The sequence below is a fragment of the Paenibacillus sp. strain BS8-2 genome (genome assembly GCF_054483835.1).
This window is the reverse complement of the sequence record NZ_CM137010.1, coordinates 1,701,260-1,715,745: the sequence shown is the minus strand read 5'-3', so window position 1 is coordinate 1,715,745 and position 14,486 is coordinate 1,701,260. Positions and strand designations below refer to the sequence as shown.

The following is a 14,486-nucleotide window of genomic DNA, read 5'->3' as shown; positions in this document are numbered from 1 at the left end:
TTGCGCCCTAGAAAACGTGTAAAGAGAAGCTACTCGTTGCTCAAATCACATTCCTCAAGCGACACGACATTTGTCTTATACTTCAGCTTATAACCAAGGTAGACCGCAAGAAACAGCGGTATGCCGATATAGGTCGCAACGATACCGTAGAAGCTGACATCCCCCTCACGGAACATCGAGTAGCCCTGTCCAATAATGACGATAGAGCATATGATCAATGCGATGATGGGACCGATCGGGAACCATTTGGCCCGGTATGGCAACTCGTTCAAGCTGCGACCCTGCACCGTAAATGCCCGGCGGAATCGATAATGACTGATCGCTATGCCAAGCCACGCAACGAATCCGCACATCCCTGATGCGTTAAGCAGCCACACGTATACGGCACCTTCACCGAACAATGAGGCCAGGAAAGCGAGTAATCCAAACGCCGATGTTACCATCAGTGCTGCTGTAGGAACACCACGGCTGTTCAACCGTTTCAACCATGCAGGCGCCTTGCCATCCTTCGCGAGCACCCACAACATACGAGTTGAAGCATAGAGGCCCGAGCTGCCAGCAGAAAGTACCGACGTCAGAATAACCGCGTTCATTACAGAAGCAGCGAAGGCAAATCCTGCCCGCTCGAATACGATCGTGAACGGACTTACCGCGATGTTTGTGAGGTCCCCTTGAAGCAGCAGCGGGTCCTGATAAGAGACCAGCACCCCGATAATAAAGATGGCCAAAATGTAGAACAATAGAATCCGCCAAAAAATTTGTTTGATGGCTCTCGGAATGTTTTCCGCCGGGTCCTCGCTCTCTCCAGCAGCCACACCAATAAGCTCTGTGCCCTGGAACGAGAAGCCTGCCGTCATGAAGATACCTAGCAGTGCAAAAAACCCTCCATGGAACGGTGCGTCACCTTCCGTTAGATGACGGAAGCCCGCATCGTGATTGCCCATAATCCCCACAATCATCAAGATACCAACACCGATAAAGATAAGTACCGTCACAACTTTGATCATAGAGAACCAATACTCCGATTCTCCAAATGCCTTAACGGATAGATAATTAATGAATACAATAACGCCCAAAAATACCGTGGTCCATAGCATCGTGGACGATTCCGGGAACCAGTATTTGACGATCAGCGTCGCTGCCGAAATTTCCGCTGCTAATGTGATCGCCCAGTTGAACCAATAATTCCAGCCGAGCGCAAAGCCGAACGCGGGATCGACGAACCTTGTCGCATACGTACTAAAGGATCCGGAGACTGGCAAATAAGCAGCCATCTCGCCGAGACTGGTCATCAGGAAATAAACCATAAGTCCAATCGCCGCATAGGCAAGCAACGCTCCACCTGCTCCTGCTGTATGGATCGCGCCGCCACTCGCCAGGAATAGTCCTGTGCCAATGGAGCCCCCCAGCGCGATCATCGTCATGTGCCGAGCCTTAAGCCCGCGCACCAATTGCTTCTCTTCTTGCTTGTTCTGTCTGCTCTTGTTGTCCATACTCTCGACCTTCCATCCTTAACCACTTAGTCAACCTTCTTATTATAGAAGGAGGACCGCTCATTTACTATCTCATATATTATCCAATTCCCTCCTTGTTATGAGGACAGAGCGTGAGCAATAATTCCCCAAGCACTTCCTTCACCTCATAGCTGCCTGGCGGGAGCTCCTCTTGGGCAAAGGCCGTTAGTGCCGACTGTTCGATATCATACATGACTTCGATTTCTTTCGAGAACAACACTTTCTCCTGTGCAAGCAAGCTAGCAAGGCTTGGCAGTTGCTTAGGCTTGAGCTCCTCTACCCCTAGCGCCTGCTTAAGTCCAGCAACGTAGTTGTCAAGGGCGCGCGCTCCAACTATTTTTACCCCTTTATTCTCTTCGTTCATCATTACAATCGTAGGAAACCCTCTTACACCTAGCTGGCTAACCAGTTCGAAGTCCTCTTCCAACCATTCTTTGGCTTCCGACCGGAAGGATTGTTTCACGATCTCTTCCCCGTTCAGGTTTAGTTGGCTCACGATATCGATCAGCACAGCCTCTTCTGCAACATTCTGATTATCAACAAACACCGCTTCTCTCAGTCTCCGCAAATAAACATTCGCAAGATTAGCATCGATTCTCTGAATACATTTGAATACGCGCGAAGGCGGATACGATGACTGGATCGGATTCGTTAGCCACAACGAACCATCAATCGGCATACGAGAATGCGCGCCTACTTCCTTCCAATGCGAGGCTACGTCTGATGGCTTGTTAATCGTGTTCTTCACATCGGCGAACCCATTCCAGCTCTCAAGCAACCCGCCCATAATCGTGTGAAGTTTGAAATATTGGCCATATTGCTCTGTAAACCGGCGAAAGACCGGCTCAAGCGCCCAGCAATGCGAGCAGATTGGATCCGTCACATAATAGAGATCCACCGTCTTCTTGGACGGAGTCAATTGGAAAATCTCCATCTCATCATCGCCTGCTTCACCGCAAATCCCTGTCGTTAGGTCACACATCATATTGTTGTCACTCATAGGAATAACACCGCCCTATTCTATTTCGATTTGAATACCGTTTTTGGTGTACAATTGCATTGTAGTCGAGCCTGAACGATACCAACACCAATGAATGACTGAAATTATCGTATATACAACACATCCACGAAGTTGTCGGAAAAGTAGGAGGCGCTGCGGCATGACGCATGACAAAACAGACCCGCGATTTGTTCGGACCCGCAAATATATTATGGATTCATTCATTGAGCTCTCTAGTAAAAAGGAGTTTAAAGATATCACCATTAAAGATATTACAACTGCGGCAATGATCAATCGCGCGACGTTCTATTATCACTTCCAAGATAAATTTGAGCTGCTCGAAAAGGTATTATCCGAGGTGCTGTTCATTAATCTCGAGTCCGATTTAATCGCAAATGATGAGCTTAACGAAGAAAGACTTACGCGTATCTTCCTAGCGATTACCTCCTTCCAAAGCTCCTTATCCGATCGTTGCCATCGCGGGTACGAAGACACGATTGCCCTTATTATCCGGGAGCAGTTGAACATTCTCTTCTATAAGATGTTGTCGAAGGGACATCCGGCCGAAAATAAGGTCGGACTTGAGCGTACGTCGGCCATGTTAAGCTGGGGAATCTATGGAGCTTCTGTTGAGTGGAAAAGCAATAGCGAGGTAAAGCCTGAAGAATTTATCCGCTCGCTGCTTCCTTTTATTACGAACGGGACGCAAGCGATTAATAAGCTCTGATACCTCTTGTCATTTGTAAACCGATCGGTTTATAATGTAACAAAAGGTTTATAAGAGGAGGACATCACATGAATCCAATTACCCCCCCGTTTACCCGTGAAACCGCCATTCAGAAAGTGCGTTTGGCCGAAGACGGCTGGAATAGCCGCGATCCGAGGCGTGTATCGCTTGTCTACACGGAGGATAGCGTGTGGCGCAACCGTACCGACTTCCCTGTTGGGCGTGAGGAAATCATCGAATTTCTAACAAGAAAGTGGACGAAGGAGCACAACTATCGCCTCATTAAGGAGCTATGGGCATTCTCCCATGAGCGGATCGCGGTGCGCTTTGCCTACGAATGGCATGATGCCGATGGAAACTGGTTCCTGTCGTATGGGAATGAAAACTGGGAGTTTGCCTCTGATGGCTTAATGGCACGTCGTTATGCCTCCATTAACGATATGCCCATTGCAGAATCCGAACGTAAATTCCATTGGCCGCTTGGACGGCGTCCTGACGATCACCCTGGTCTTAGCGAGCTCGGCTTATGACTCGTATCGTATTGGAGAAGGCCGATGTGATTCCCAAGGTGGCTGAAGTATTCCGCGAGCTTGGTTATGAGGGTGCTTCCATGAGTCAGATCACCTCCCGAACAGGGATTTCCAAAGGCAGCTTATATTACTTCTTCCCCGGCGGGAAAGCTGAGATGGCTGCCGATATCCTGCAGCATATTGATACGTGGTTTGTCGAGAACGTATTTGAGCCGCTGGAACGAGAGGAGCCAGTGGCAGCCATCACAGCGATGTGGCACGAGGTGAATACGTATTTCCGCTCCGGACGCAGAATTTGTCTGGTAGGCGCATTCGCGCTAGACGAAACAAGAGACCGATTCGCCGGAGCCATCCGTCAGTACTTCAAACGGTGGATTGATGCTTTATGTGCTGCATTGACTCGAGCGGGAGCCGACGCTTCCAGTGCCATGGCGCTGGCAGAGCATGTAGTAGTCGGCATTCAAGGCGGTTTGTTACTCGCCAGAGCGCTCGGCGATGAGCGTATCTTCGACCGCACCCTGTCGAGCTTGTCAGATCGAGTAGAAGCTAGCTTATAAGAAAAGCAAGTCGTCATGACTCAGCAAGAAAGGCATCCATCTCATGGAAATGAGATCGGATGCCTTGTTCATTCATGTATACCATATCCGCTCTGAAGCGGCTGCTTAAAAGATACTGTCAGGAACGTAATATATTTTTTGCGTATCCGTCTTGTTAATCGGATCTGTCACTATTGTGAAATAAACGCGGCCGTCCTTTGTTTGCACACCCTCAATCTCATGCTGGCCAACATTGGTAATATTCACAAGCGTTTTGTAGGCTCCCGAATTGGACATCATCGCAATCTGCGGTGTTTGGCCCTCTCCCCCGCCAGAAGTATAGATTTCGGTACTTCCTAACATGTCGCCGCCTTGAAACGACCCGTTCGGTCTGACAATATTGCTGCCAGATTGAGTAAAGCCGGTCACATAAGCGTTTTGAGCCGCCGTAGTACTCATTTGCACTAGCTCATTACTATCCAGAAGCTGATTAAGCATCTCCGTGTTATAGATGGACCAGGTGACATTGCCGTTGGTCGTCTGTACACGGAACACGGTGTAGCTACTGTTGCCACCGCCATCCACTCGGTATGTCGTACCTAGGCTGGTACCCGTCTCGTTAACATAATTCATATACGTAAATCTGCTAAGATCGGTGTAGTCCACTGTCGCATTAGGCACATAATTAAGTCTCGCTACCTGCAGAGACCAATAATAAGAGGTTGATGGATCCGCTTTCGAGCTGAAATAGAAATAATTAGTTCCATTGTACGTGTAGATGTCCAGCGTTTGACAATGACCGGTATTCGTAACTGTCATCTTATCTTGGAAGTTAGCGTCATTCCCGTCAATCAATAGCCTCGATAGATAACAAGTCCCGCCGGAGCGTTGCGTCACGTATATATAGGTCGATCCAATATACGCTTTCTGAACGGCGACATTATGTTGCAGCCCCTTAAGGTTGTATGCCAATGTTGCAGAAGCATTAACTGTTTTCTGGGGTGTTGCTGCAAAAACGGGCATAACTGGGAGCAAAAATATGAGAAAGGCAAACATTGCTGCTGTTGCTCTACGAAACATCATCCATCCCTCCAGTCACATCGATTTATACAATTTTATCCACAACAATGTAATATCTATTCTGCTCCGCGATTTAAAAGACCATGTGCGTCTTGAGATCACAAACTTTAAAAACAAACCCTTGTCTATCTCAATTCCTCAAGCTTACCTTTCAAACGCCCTCATCGCTCCATAAGGCAGCGCTTTCACGCGGTTGTGCAACAAAAGTTCATTAAATTATTCATTTTTTCACAGGAAAGACGGCTAAAATCGTAGAGATCATGTATAATAATGAATTGAGTAACATAGTCCCGATCGGAAATCCGCTACAGGACCATAGAGGTAAGAATAATCGTGTAGGAGGCAATCAATTATGGCATTAGAATCAATGAAGGACATGCTTAACAAGGCTCTTAAAGAAGGATATGCGGTAGGTCAGTTCAACCTTAACAACTTGGAGTGGACGCAAGCGATCCTTGCTGCAGCAGAATCCGAGAAATCCCCAGTTATCCTCGGTGTATCCGAAGGCGCAGCTAAATATATGGGCGGTTTCAAAGTCGTTACAGCTATGGTTAGCGCGATCATTGAAGAATCCAAAATTACGGTTCCAGTCGCGATTCATCTTGACCACGGTTCCAGCTTCGAGAAATGTAAAGCTGCAATCGACGCAGGTTTCACATCCGTTATGATCGATGCTTCCCATCATCCATTCGAAGAAAACGTTGAAACAACGAAAAAAGTTGTTGAATACGCGCATTCGAAGGGCGTTTCCGTAGAAGCCGAGCTTGGTACAGTTGGCGGACAAGAAGACGACGTTATCGCTGAAGGCGTTATCTATGCTGATCCGAAAGAATGCTTCGAGCTGGTTCAACGTACTGGCATCGATTGCCTAGCTCCTGCTCTTGGCTCCGTACATGGTCCTTACAAAGGCGAGCCTAACTTGGGCTTCAAAGAGATGGAAGAGATCTGCGCTACGATCAAGCTTCCGCTTGTACTGCACGGTGGCACTGGTATCCCTACAGAGCACATCAAAAAATCCATCTCGCTTGGCACAGCTAAAATCAACGTTAACACAGAGAACCAAATCAACTTCTCCAAAGTTGTTCGCGAAGTATTGGCTGCTAAACCAGACGAATACGATCCGCGTAAATTCATCGGCCCAGGCCGTGATGCTATCAAAGAAACAGTTATCGGCAAAATCCGTGAATTCGGTTCTTCCAACAAAGCTTAATTGGAAGCTCCGTAACGGACAGCAAAGCCCGAAATCCTGTACAAGGATTTCGGGCTTTTGCGGTTAGGACCCATGTGCTCCCTTCAGTCAATAACGACTCCTTAAATGCCTTTCGCCGCTTGACCTGGTCTGATCTTCTTCACATCATATAAGTTCACAACGGTGCTGATGACGAACTCCGGGGGTTGTTTGCCTCGGCTGTCGCGGTGTCCTTGAATATGCTCCGGGCTTTTCTCCCACGCCTTCCAAGCCTCCTCGGACTCCCAGCGAATAAACACCTCAACCTCTTCGGTTTCCTTGGAGCGCCTATTCACCATGACTGTAATATCAATCAGACCTTCCCTTTGGTCCAGTGGTCCCTCTTGGCTGAACCGTTCCACCACTTTATCCGCATTGCCCGCAAGGACCGTAATCGTCCGCTTCATAATAAACATATGTTTCCCCTCCCGCTGATGAGAATGAATATCACCCTAGTGTAGGGGAAATTGCGAATAGAATCCATGGACAAAACCCTGAATGAGCATGGAACAATTGGCGGCACTAATTCGTTGCAGCATGTACCCACCAATAGTAACTGGGAAACACTTGCATATTGCCGGCAAATTTGATGGCAGTTCAGAAGATATAGGATTGTACTTAACAAAACCAGGAATTGACTTTTTTGATGATTATTGGGACAATTATCCTCAATATTAATAAGGGAGGCGAATCAAGTTATGCGAATATTTCTAAGCATGCTACTAACGGTGATTACAATCGCAGTAATAGCAGGATGTGGTACAGAGCAAAAGGCGCTTTTCAGTCAGGCAGGAACAGAAGTAGATGAACAAAAGCAGCGTGATGAATCGGAAACTTCAACTTACGACGATGCACCTATACATCCAAGCGAAGTGGATTCCGTTGAATTTAGCAAATCATTACAGTCATTTCCTGCTTTGGTGAATTCCAAAAGTGCAGAAAATTTGTCTGACCTGTCAGCGGAACAAGTTTTTGATTGGGTGAAGGCAACCGAACTCATCTATCAAACCATTATGTCTAGTAATACTGCTATTACAGAAGAACAAAGATTGGAAGTCCTTGCATGGCTGCAGGCCTATATGTCAGAAGAGTTGATCAAACAACGAGTCGCTGGGGCGTTTCACCCTGTAGAAGGTGGATATAGAATTATTGATCCATATCAATTTCAGAATTTTAATATCCTTCAAATTGAAAGAGTTGTTCATCTCGATGTGGTGCATAAGGACGATGTGACTACACTAACTGCCGATCTTGTTGTCATGGTGGAACAACCCATTAAAGTCGTGTATGAAATCACAACGACAGACGGTGTCTCCAAGCTGACTGGCTATCAATTCGAAATGATTAAGAACACGCAATAAACCATTGTCAAACGGGAGGCATTCTCCAAACTGGAGGTGCTCCAATTGTCCAGCGGCACACGTCGAGTCACATTAATAACAACCTCCGTTATGCGCCAACGTCTACATGCCATGCTACTACACGCCAATCCAACGCACAAAAAACCACCGTTTCCAGTGGTTTTCTTACGTATGTCTCTACTAATGAGCAGCCTGGCACCCAATGCGGAATGGATAAGCTTGCTATATGCGTTGCTATAGGCTGTTTTATTTGCCAAGCCGCTTGTTGGTCAAATCCATTGCAAGCTGCAGCGTGCGCTGCTTGTTCATCGGATAAGTGAAGACCAGGAGCAAGAAGAGGACCATGAAGATGACTCCTGGGATCAAGGTAGCAAGCGTGAAGATGCCATGTAGAGCGTCAGCCGATTGCACATCCTTTGTCGAGTCATAGCCCACAAGCTGAATCGCAAAGCCACCGATGCCGCCGGCGATAGCTTGGCCAATCTTCCTGGCGAAGGAGTAGAACGAGTAGACGGTTCCATCCTCGCGAAGCCCGGTTGCAAACTCTTGGTAATCGATCACATCGGTTACAAATGCCCATACCACGATGTTGAAGAAGCCGAAACCAAATATGCCAAGTGCGGACAGTATGATGAACGTCATCGCCGACACATCCGGCAAGAAGAACAAGGCGAGATATACGACTGAGGCCAGAAGCATACCGACAGCTGAGATTTCCTTTTTCCCAAAACGTTTCACCAAAGGTTTCGTGAGCGGTATGGCGATAATGATGCTGGCCATCTGGATAAGACCTGCGATGCTAAGCGCTGAAGCATTGCCGAAATAGTTCTTAAATAGATAAACGTTGACTGCACCCATTAGCATATTCAGCATCATGAACAACAACGACACCGTGAGTATGGAGATTAACGGCTTGTTTTTCCCTAACGCTTTCATTGTCGCGCCAAAATTCAGCTTTGGAGCTTCGGATGCAGACGTATCGGTTCTCCGCTCCGTACTCATTTTGTAACAAGCCATGTAGCTCGTCAGGGAGAGCAGGCAGAATGCAATAGCGCCTAACAGGAAGCGATTCGAATCTGCTTCATTGTCCACGAACAAGATAAGCGGGCCCAGAACGTTGATCGTCAAAGCTGCAATCAGGCCGCCCAAGGTGCGGAAGGTTGATAGAGTCGTTCGCTCAACAGGGTCGCTCGTAATAGACGATGCCATAGAGCCATAAGGAATATTAACCGTGCTGTACAAGGTTCCCCATACAAGGTACGTAATGAAAGCGTATACAAGATAGAAATTGTTAGACATCCCTGGAATATGAACAAACATAAGTAAGCCGGACAAGGATAAAGGAATCGACATACGGAAGATCCACGGCCGGAATTTGCCATTCTTGCCCGCAGGTCTCGAATCAATAAATCTGCCCCATACCATATCAGCCACGGCATCCCATACCCTCGCGATCAAGAACATGATACCAACTGCGCCTGCGCTTATATGAAAAATATCCGTGTAGTATACCATTAAGAAGGAGCTAACCAGCAAGAAGAAAAAATCATTCCCCAGATCGCCGAACATATAGCCAATTTTATCCCGCATGCCGAATGGGCGGTGCACCCCGCTCTTCATTTCTAATTCAGGCTTACTTGCCTTGTTGGTTTCCTGTTGTGCCGGGATCATCTGAACACCCTCCTTGGATCACTTGTCATATAGGCTTGCCTGAGCTTTCTCAGTGAGCTGCGGCGGCTCTATCCTTCATCACTCTGATGGAGATAAAGCCGCTTGCGCTCATCTTTTGTCTACGCTGTTTTCTTGATCTGTGTTAATTCTTTGTTCAGCATATACAACAGCTTTTCATTAAACATATCGGACGCCATCTCGGCGATCATATTGATGCTCATGCCTTTGGCCATAGCGATCATAGGATGCTCGGTAAATTGACCCAGATATTTGATCAGAACCGCATTCGCTTCCTCATTGTCCATGAGTTCACCAATCTGACATTTCGTCGAATAGACATCGTCCGTAATAATCAGTTCCTCTACCAACACTTCGCTTGTATCCGGCATTTGGAACCAATTCTCCACAATGCCACCTTTATCCGCCGGTGCCTCGTAGCTTGCATTAGGCTCAGCCACCTTCCGGAAGTGAGCCGTATCTTCAAACACTACACCGCTCTCTTCTGAACGAGCGACAACTTGATTCCAGCCCTCTCCCAGCTGCACATTCTCGAATCGGAAGATATGATCCTCACTTGTCACCGAGCCATGCTCGACACCGTTGACAATAAGCTTGACCGCTCCGCAGTTAGAATATACCTTTACGCTAATACGATCCTCAGCGCGATCGATAAATCGTTTGCTTGTGATATGCACGAATTGCTCATCAGACCAGTTCGCCTTATACATATAGAACGCGTCCTTCTTGATTTTGCGATCGTAAGTAACCAGGCCTTTGTTATTACGACCTTTCACGCCGCCTTCATCGCGGATATTCGCGCCGAAGTCGAACATATTCCATACATACGTCGACCAGAGGAACGGACGTTTCTTGAAGATTCCCCACACGATCTCATGGTAGAGGGCGTGATATTCTTCTGTGTAATCCTTCACCTTCGGGTCATTGGTATGGTACTGCAGAATACCCTCTGCTCCGTATTCGGAGATACCTAGCGATACGTTCGGATTTGTAGCATGGAAACCGTCGATCCAGCCTGCAAAATCCTCTGCCTGGCCTTGGTACCAGCCATAATATTTGTTATAACCGACAATATCGGTTACATGGTTGTAATCATCATCGTCCGGTACGAACATAACATTGGCCATGGTGGACAAGCGTGTCGGATCTTCCTTCTTCGTCAGCTCATTCAACTCCGAAACAAGCTTCCTCAGTGCAGGTGATTCGCCCCCGATTTGGATTTCATTCTGAATGCCCCAGAACATAATGGATGGATGGTTGAAGTTCTGTCTGATCAGCTCGGTCATCTGCTGCTTGGCATTGATGCCTTCCAGCTCCGTCTTGGACATAATCGAGATGAACGGAATTTCCGCCCAGATAATCATGCCCTCCTGATCACACAGATCATAGAAGTAGCTGTTATGCTGATAATGCGCCAATCTGATCGAGGTTGCTCCGACCTCCTTGATCAGCTCCATGTCTTCTTCTTGCTCTCTCGGCGTAATCGCCCAGCCCATATCCTTGCGATCCTGATGACGGGATACGCCGTTGAGCCGTAGATGCTTGCCGTTAAGGAAGAAGCCTTGTTCCGGATCTACGTGGAAGTAACGAACGCCAACTGGAATGGAGACGAGATCAATCGTATCGTTATAGCTTGCAATGGATACGTTCGCTGTGTACAGATAAGGATTCTGTTTCCCGTTCCAAAGCGTTGGATTGTTCAACTGGACGGGTATCTCCACCGTTTCCCTTGCTCCCGCTTCCAATACAACATCCAGTGCCGCATATGCAACCTTGCTGCCGTCTGCATCGAGCAGATCTGCCCATACCAGAACCTTCTTTGCCTCGGTCAGTTGATTCGCCAGCTTCGCTCTAATCGTCAACGATGCCCGTTCATCCGTCACCTGATCCTGCACGATATAGACGCCTTGCGAGCCGTAATCCATCAAATCAAAGTGAACATCATTCACCAACACGATGCTTACATCGCGATAGATGCCACCAAAGAAGGTGAAGTCGGCCATCTGCGGATACACATCATCAACGACAGTGTTATCGACTTTCACTGCGATTGTATGGCTGCCTGCGCTTTGCAAAGCATCTGTAATATCAAAGCGGAAGGTCGAATAACCGCCACGGTGCTGTCCCATATGTTGACCGTTCACATAGACATCGGTGATACTGTTCGAACCCTGAAATTCAATATATACTCTGCCTGCCAGAGCAGCTGCTCCAAGCTGAAGCTCTCTTCTATACCAGCAAGCCCCTTTGAAAAAGTCAAACCCGCTTGCGCCGTCCAGCGCATTCCAAGTGTGCGGCACGTTTACGGTTTCCCATGTGGAATCGTTATATTGTGCTGCCGAAGCAGCCTCACTATTTTCTTTTAGAAATTTCCAACCTTCATTTATGTTCAGTACGTTTCTCATTAGACATTCCCTCCATATGAGTCGAAAGTTTGAAATCGCTTGCATAAATGATTATAGCGCTTTCACTTGCCAATTAATCGCACATATATGATAATAACCGTACATATTTTGCATATGAATGACGATTCGGAAATACTAATATGGAAAACTGGATAGGTTAATTTAAGGAGGTTGTACACCTAATGGATCAGGAATTCGAGAATTTCCATCATATAAGCAATATGGTTCACGGCATTACAAAGCTGGACATTCGTTTCATTGCTCCGGATGGCCATCCCCTCTACCAGCTTGTCGACCATAAGCTTCCTTCTAGCTTCCAACGGATACAAGACGAATATGAAGCTATCGAAGCCATGCTCCGTCATCATGATTCCCGCCATTATTATTTCTATGAGAATAGGTACGGGCTTGAATATGTAGCTGTCGCGCTCTGGGAACCCGCGGTTTCTGAAGGAGGCGACCCCTTGCTCGGGTACTTCCTCGTCGGTCCTTTCCTCTCCACGACACCAGGCTTCGACTTCATTAGCCACATGATGCTGCAGAATAAACTTCCCCTCGGTGAGCGTAATCATCTGGAGGCCTTCTATTCCTCCTTGACTGTCGTTAGCAGTAATACCGCGGCACATTTAGGCGAGCTGCTTGTACAACTCACACATAGCAGCATCGTTGAATCCGTCCAGATTAGCTCCAAGATGGATATGCCGCGTATCCATACGGAGCAGCTCAAAGCAACAATCGAGGAGAATCAAGCCATTATCGAGATGCGCTATCGCTATGAGAAGCAATTCATGCATTTGATCACCAAAGGAGACCTGCATGGCTTGCAAGAGCTGATTAAGAAAACCTTCAGCATCTTCAATATGCCTGATCGTATTCCCGAGAGCCCGCTCCGCTCCGCCAAAAATCTGCTGCTCACCTTAAATACATTATGCCGGATCGCAGCAGAGCGAGGCGGTCTGCATCCCGTATATATCCATCACATATCTGAGAAGCTCTCGATTATGATTGAGCGCTCTCCGAACCTGCCAAGTCTGAATTCGCTTCGGACTACCATTCTAGAGGAATACTGCGAAGCCGTGCGTACCTACGCCACCGGCAGCTACGGACCCATTGTAAGGAAAGCGATTGACTACATTCAATTCAATCTGGAGAAGCCGCTCACACTTCGTGAAGTAGCTGAATTTATCCCGGTCAATCCCTCTCATTTGTCACGGTGCTTTATGCAGGAGACAGGTCAAAGCTTTATCGACTTTATGAACCGGAAGAAAATTGAGGAGGCCAAGCTGTATCTGCGCAGCGGCAGCATCTCCATTACGGAGATCGCGCTAATGGCGGGGTATAATGACTTAAATTATTTCGGCAGAGTGTTCAAGAAGGTAACGGGCATGACTCCATCGCAATATGCGAAGAACGTAACGGTATGATGCCTTTGTCTAGCGATGTCGCTCACGGATAGTCCTTCTGATTCCCGTAGCAATTTGATATACTCCTAGCGAGGCATATTCAGCATTCCTTTCAGTCTCCTTCGTCAAGTTCTCGCAAACCTAACGATAGGAGGATAATAGGGTGCTGGCAAGTGTCTCTTTTCTTTGCCATTACTTGAACATTTTTACGCTGCAATATTCGGCACTTGTAATATGCAATAAAGCAGTCCTCTACTTGAAGGTTGAATTGCAAGGAGTTGAAGGCTCATGAAGGGTCACGAAATCGCTAAAAAACTGAATATCAGCACAAGCGCATTAAAGCATTATGAAACATGGGGGCTTATCCCCGAAGTTGAACGAGCAGAAAATGGATATCGTAACTATACAGCGGAGCATGAAGCATACTTCGAGTGTATCCGCGCCTTAAAATCCGGATTCGGAATGGACCTGGTCAAGGAAATCATGCCTCGTATCATCCTCGGAGAGAAGCTTGAGGTATTGTGGCTCATTAATAAAGCTCAGGTTAACCTACATACAGAAAAGCTCATTGTACAAAGGACAGTCGACATGCTTGATTTGCGCGAGCTAAGTGACTTCCCCTCGTACGGGGGAACACAAGTATTGACGATCGGAGAGGCAGCAAAGGAGGCCAACATCTCCCCATCCGCGATTCGGCATTGGGAAAAGGAAGGATTGATTACATCCGAACGTCACAAAGAGAGTGGCTTCCGACTCTATACCCCCGCCGATCTTCGTAAAATCCTTATCATTCGTACGATTCAGAGAGTGGTCTATTCCTTGGATATCGTGCGAGAGGTGTTGTCGGATTTGGATAAAAACAATATTGCGCAGGCAAAAGAAATTGCGCTAAAGTCTCTGCAATACCTTGATTATGCGCTTGTCGAGCAGTTGCGAGGCGTTTCTCATCTTCAGAAGTTGTTTGACACCATCGCGAACAATCCGATCACTTCCGTATAGAAAAGATCGAGTCG

Annotated in this window: 13 protein-coding genes; 7 read left to right on the top strand and 6 right to left on the bottom strand. The window is 47.3% G+C overall.

All coding sequences use genetic code 11. The features are described from left to right. Nucleotides 1-29: 29 nt before the first annotated feature. Both ACX1C1_RS07570 and ACX1C1_RS07565 read right to left on the bottom strand, forming a co-directional pair. Complete coding sequence (locus ACX1C1_RS07570; protein ID WP_458956494.1) at nucleotides 30-1,493, bottom strand: amino acid permease; 1,464 nt, start codon at nucleotides 1,491-1,493, stop codon at nucleotides 30-32. A gap of 79 nt (nucleotides 1,494-1,572) precedes the next feature. Next, entirely contained in the window at nucleotides 1,573-2,514 is a 942-nt protein-coding gene (locus ACX1C1_RS07565) for a DsbA family protein (protein ID WP_458956493.1), read from the bottom strand. A 160-nt stretch (nucleotides 2,515-2,674) separates the two neighbouring features. Between ACX1C1_RS07565 and ACX1C1_RS07560 the strand changes: the two genes are divergently transcribed. The 3 genes from ACX1C1_RS07560 (at nucleotide 2,675) to ACX1C1_RS07550 (ending at nucleotide 4,328) form a co-directional block, all read left to right on the top strand. Continuing rightward, nucleotides 2,675-3,241, top strand: coding sequence for a TetR/AcrR family transcriptional regulator (locus tag ACX1C1_RS07560; protein WP_458956492.1), 567 nt, complete (start codon nucleotides 2,675-2,677; stop codon nucleotides 3,239-3,241). Nucleotides 3,242-3,309: 68 nt separating this feature from the next. Then, a complete protein-coding gene (locus tag ACX1C1_RS07555; RefSeq protein WP_458956491.1) occupies nucleotides 3,310-3,771 on the top strand; it encodes a nuclear transport factor 2 family protein in 462 nt (153 codons plus the stop codon). Then, complete coding sequence (locus ACX1C1_RS07550; protein WP_458956490.1) at nucleotides 3,768-4,328, top strand: TetR/AcrR family transcriptional regulator; 561 nt, start codon at nucleotides 3,768-3,770, stop codon at nucleotides 4,326-4,328. The genes ACX1C1_RS07555 and ACX1C1_RS07550 overlap by 4 nt, the downstream gene beginning before the upstream one ends. 105 nt (nucleotides 4,329-4,433) lie before the next feature. On the opposite strand, the gene ACX1C1_RS07545 is transcribed toward ACX1C1_RS07550, so the two are convergent. Next, entirely contained in the window at nucleotides 4,434-5,387 is a 954-nt protein-coding gene (locus ACX1C1_RS07545) for a hypothetical protein (RefSeq protein WP_458957625.1), read from the bottom strand. Between the two features lie 352 nt (nucleotides 5,388-5,739). Here ACX1C1_RS07545 and ACX1C1_RS07540 point away from each other — a divergent pair, with 352 nt between their 5' ends. Beyond that, the gene (locus tag ACX1C1_RS07540; protein ID WP_458956489.1) at nucleotides 5,740-6,597 is read left to right on the top strand and encodes a class II fructose-bisphosphate aldolase; all 858 of its coding nucleotides are present in this window, start codon (nucleotides 5,740-5,742) and stop codon (nucleotides 6,595-6,597) included. A gap of 101 nt (nucleotides 6,598-6,698) precedes the next feature. Here the strand turns inward: ACX1C1_RS07540 and ACX1C1_RS07535 are convergent, their stop codons facing one another. Then, nucleotides 6,699-7,031 (bottom strand): antibiotic biosynthesis monooxygenase, encoded by a 333-nt coding sequence (locus tag ACX1C1_RS07535; RefSeq protein WP_458956488.1) that lies wholly within the window; start codon nucleotides 7,029-7,031, stop codon nucleotides 6,699-6,701. A 282-nt stretch (nucleotides 7,032-7,313) separates the two neighbouring features. Here ACX1C1_RS07535 and ACX1C1_RS07530 point away from each other — a divergent pair, with 282 nt between their 5' ends. Then, nucleotides 7,314-7,976, top strand: a complete 663-nt coding sequence (locus tag ACX1C1_RS07530; protein WP_458956487.1) for a hypothetical protein — start codon at nucleotides 7,314-7,316, stop codon at nucleotides 7,974-7,976. Between the two features lie 246 nt (nucleotides 7,977-8,222). Here ACX1C1_RS07530 and ACX1C1_RS07525 read toward each other — a convergent pair whose 3' ends face one another. Further along, a complete protein-coding gene (locus ACX1C1_RS07525; RefSeq protein ID WP_458956486.1) occupies nucleotides 8,223-9,647 on the bottom strand; it encodes an MFS transporter in 1,425 nt (474 codons plus the stop codon). 119 nt (nucleotides 9,648-9,766) lie between these two features. Beyond that, nucleotides 9,767-12,115 (bottom strand): glycoside hydrolase family 2 protein, encoded by a 2,349-nt coding sequence (locus ACX1C1_RS07520; protein WP_458956485.1) that lies wholly within the window; start codon nucleotides 12,113-12,115, stop codon nucleotides 9,767-9,769. A gap of 137 nt (nucleotides 12,116-12,252) precedes the next feature. On the opposite strand from ACX1C1_RS07520, the gene ACX1C1_RS07515 reads away from it, so the two are divergent. Both ACX1C1_RS07515 and ACX1C1_RS07510 read left to right on the top strand, forming a co-directional pair. Continuing rightward, entirely contained in the window at nucleotides 12,253-13,494 is a 1,242-nt protein-coding gene (locus tag ACX1C1_RS07515; protein ID WP_458956484.1) for a helix-turn-helix transcriptional regulator, read from the top strand. Between the two features lie 267 nt (nucleotides 13,495-13,761). Beyond that, nucleotides 13,762-14,472 carry a MerR family transcriptional regulator gene (locus ACX1C1_RS07510; RefSeq protein WP_458956483.1) on the top strand — a complete coding sequence of 237 codons (711 nt, stop codon included), beginning with the start codon at nucleotides 13,762-13,764 and terminating at the stop codon, nucleotides 14,470-14,472. Nucleotides 14,473-14,486: the final 14 nt, after the last annotated feature.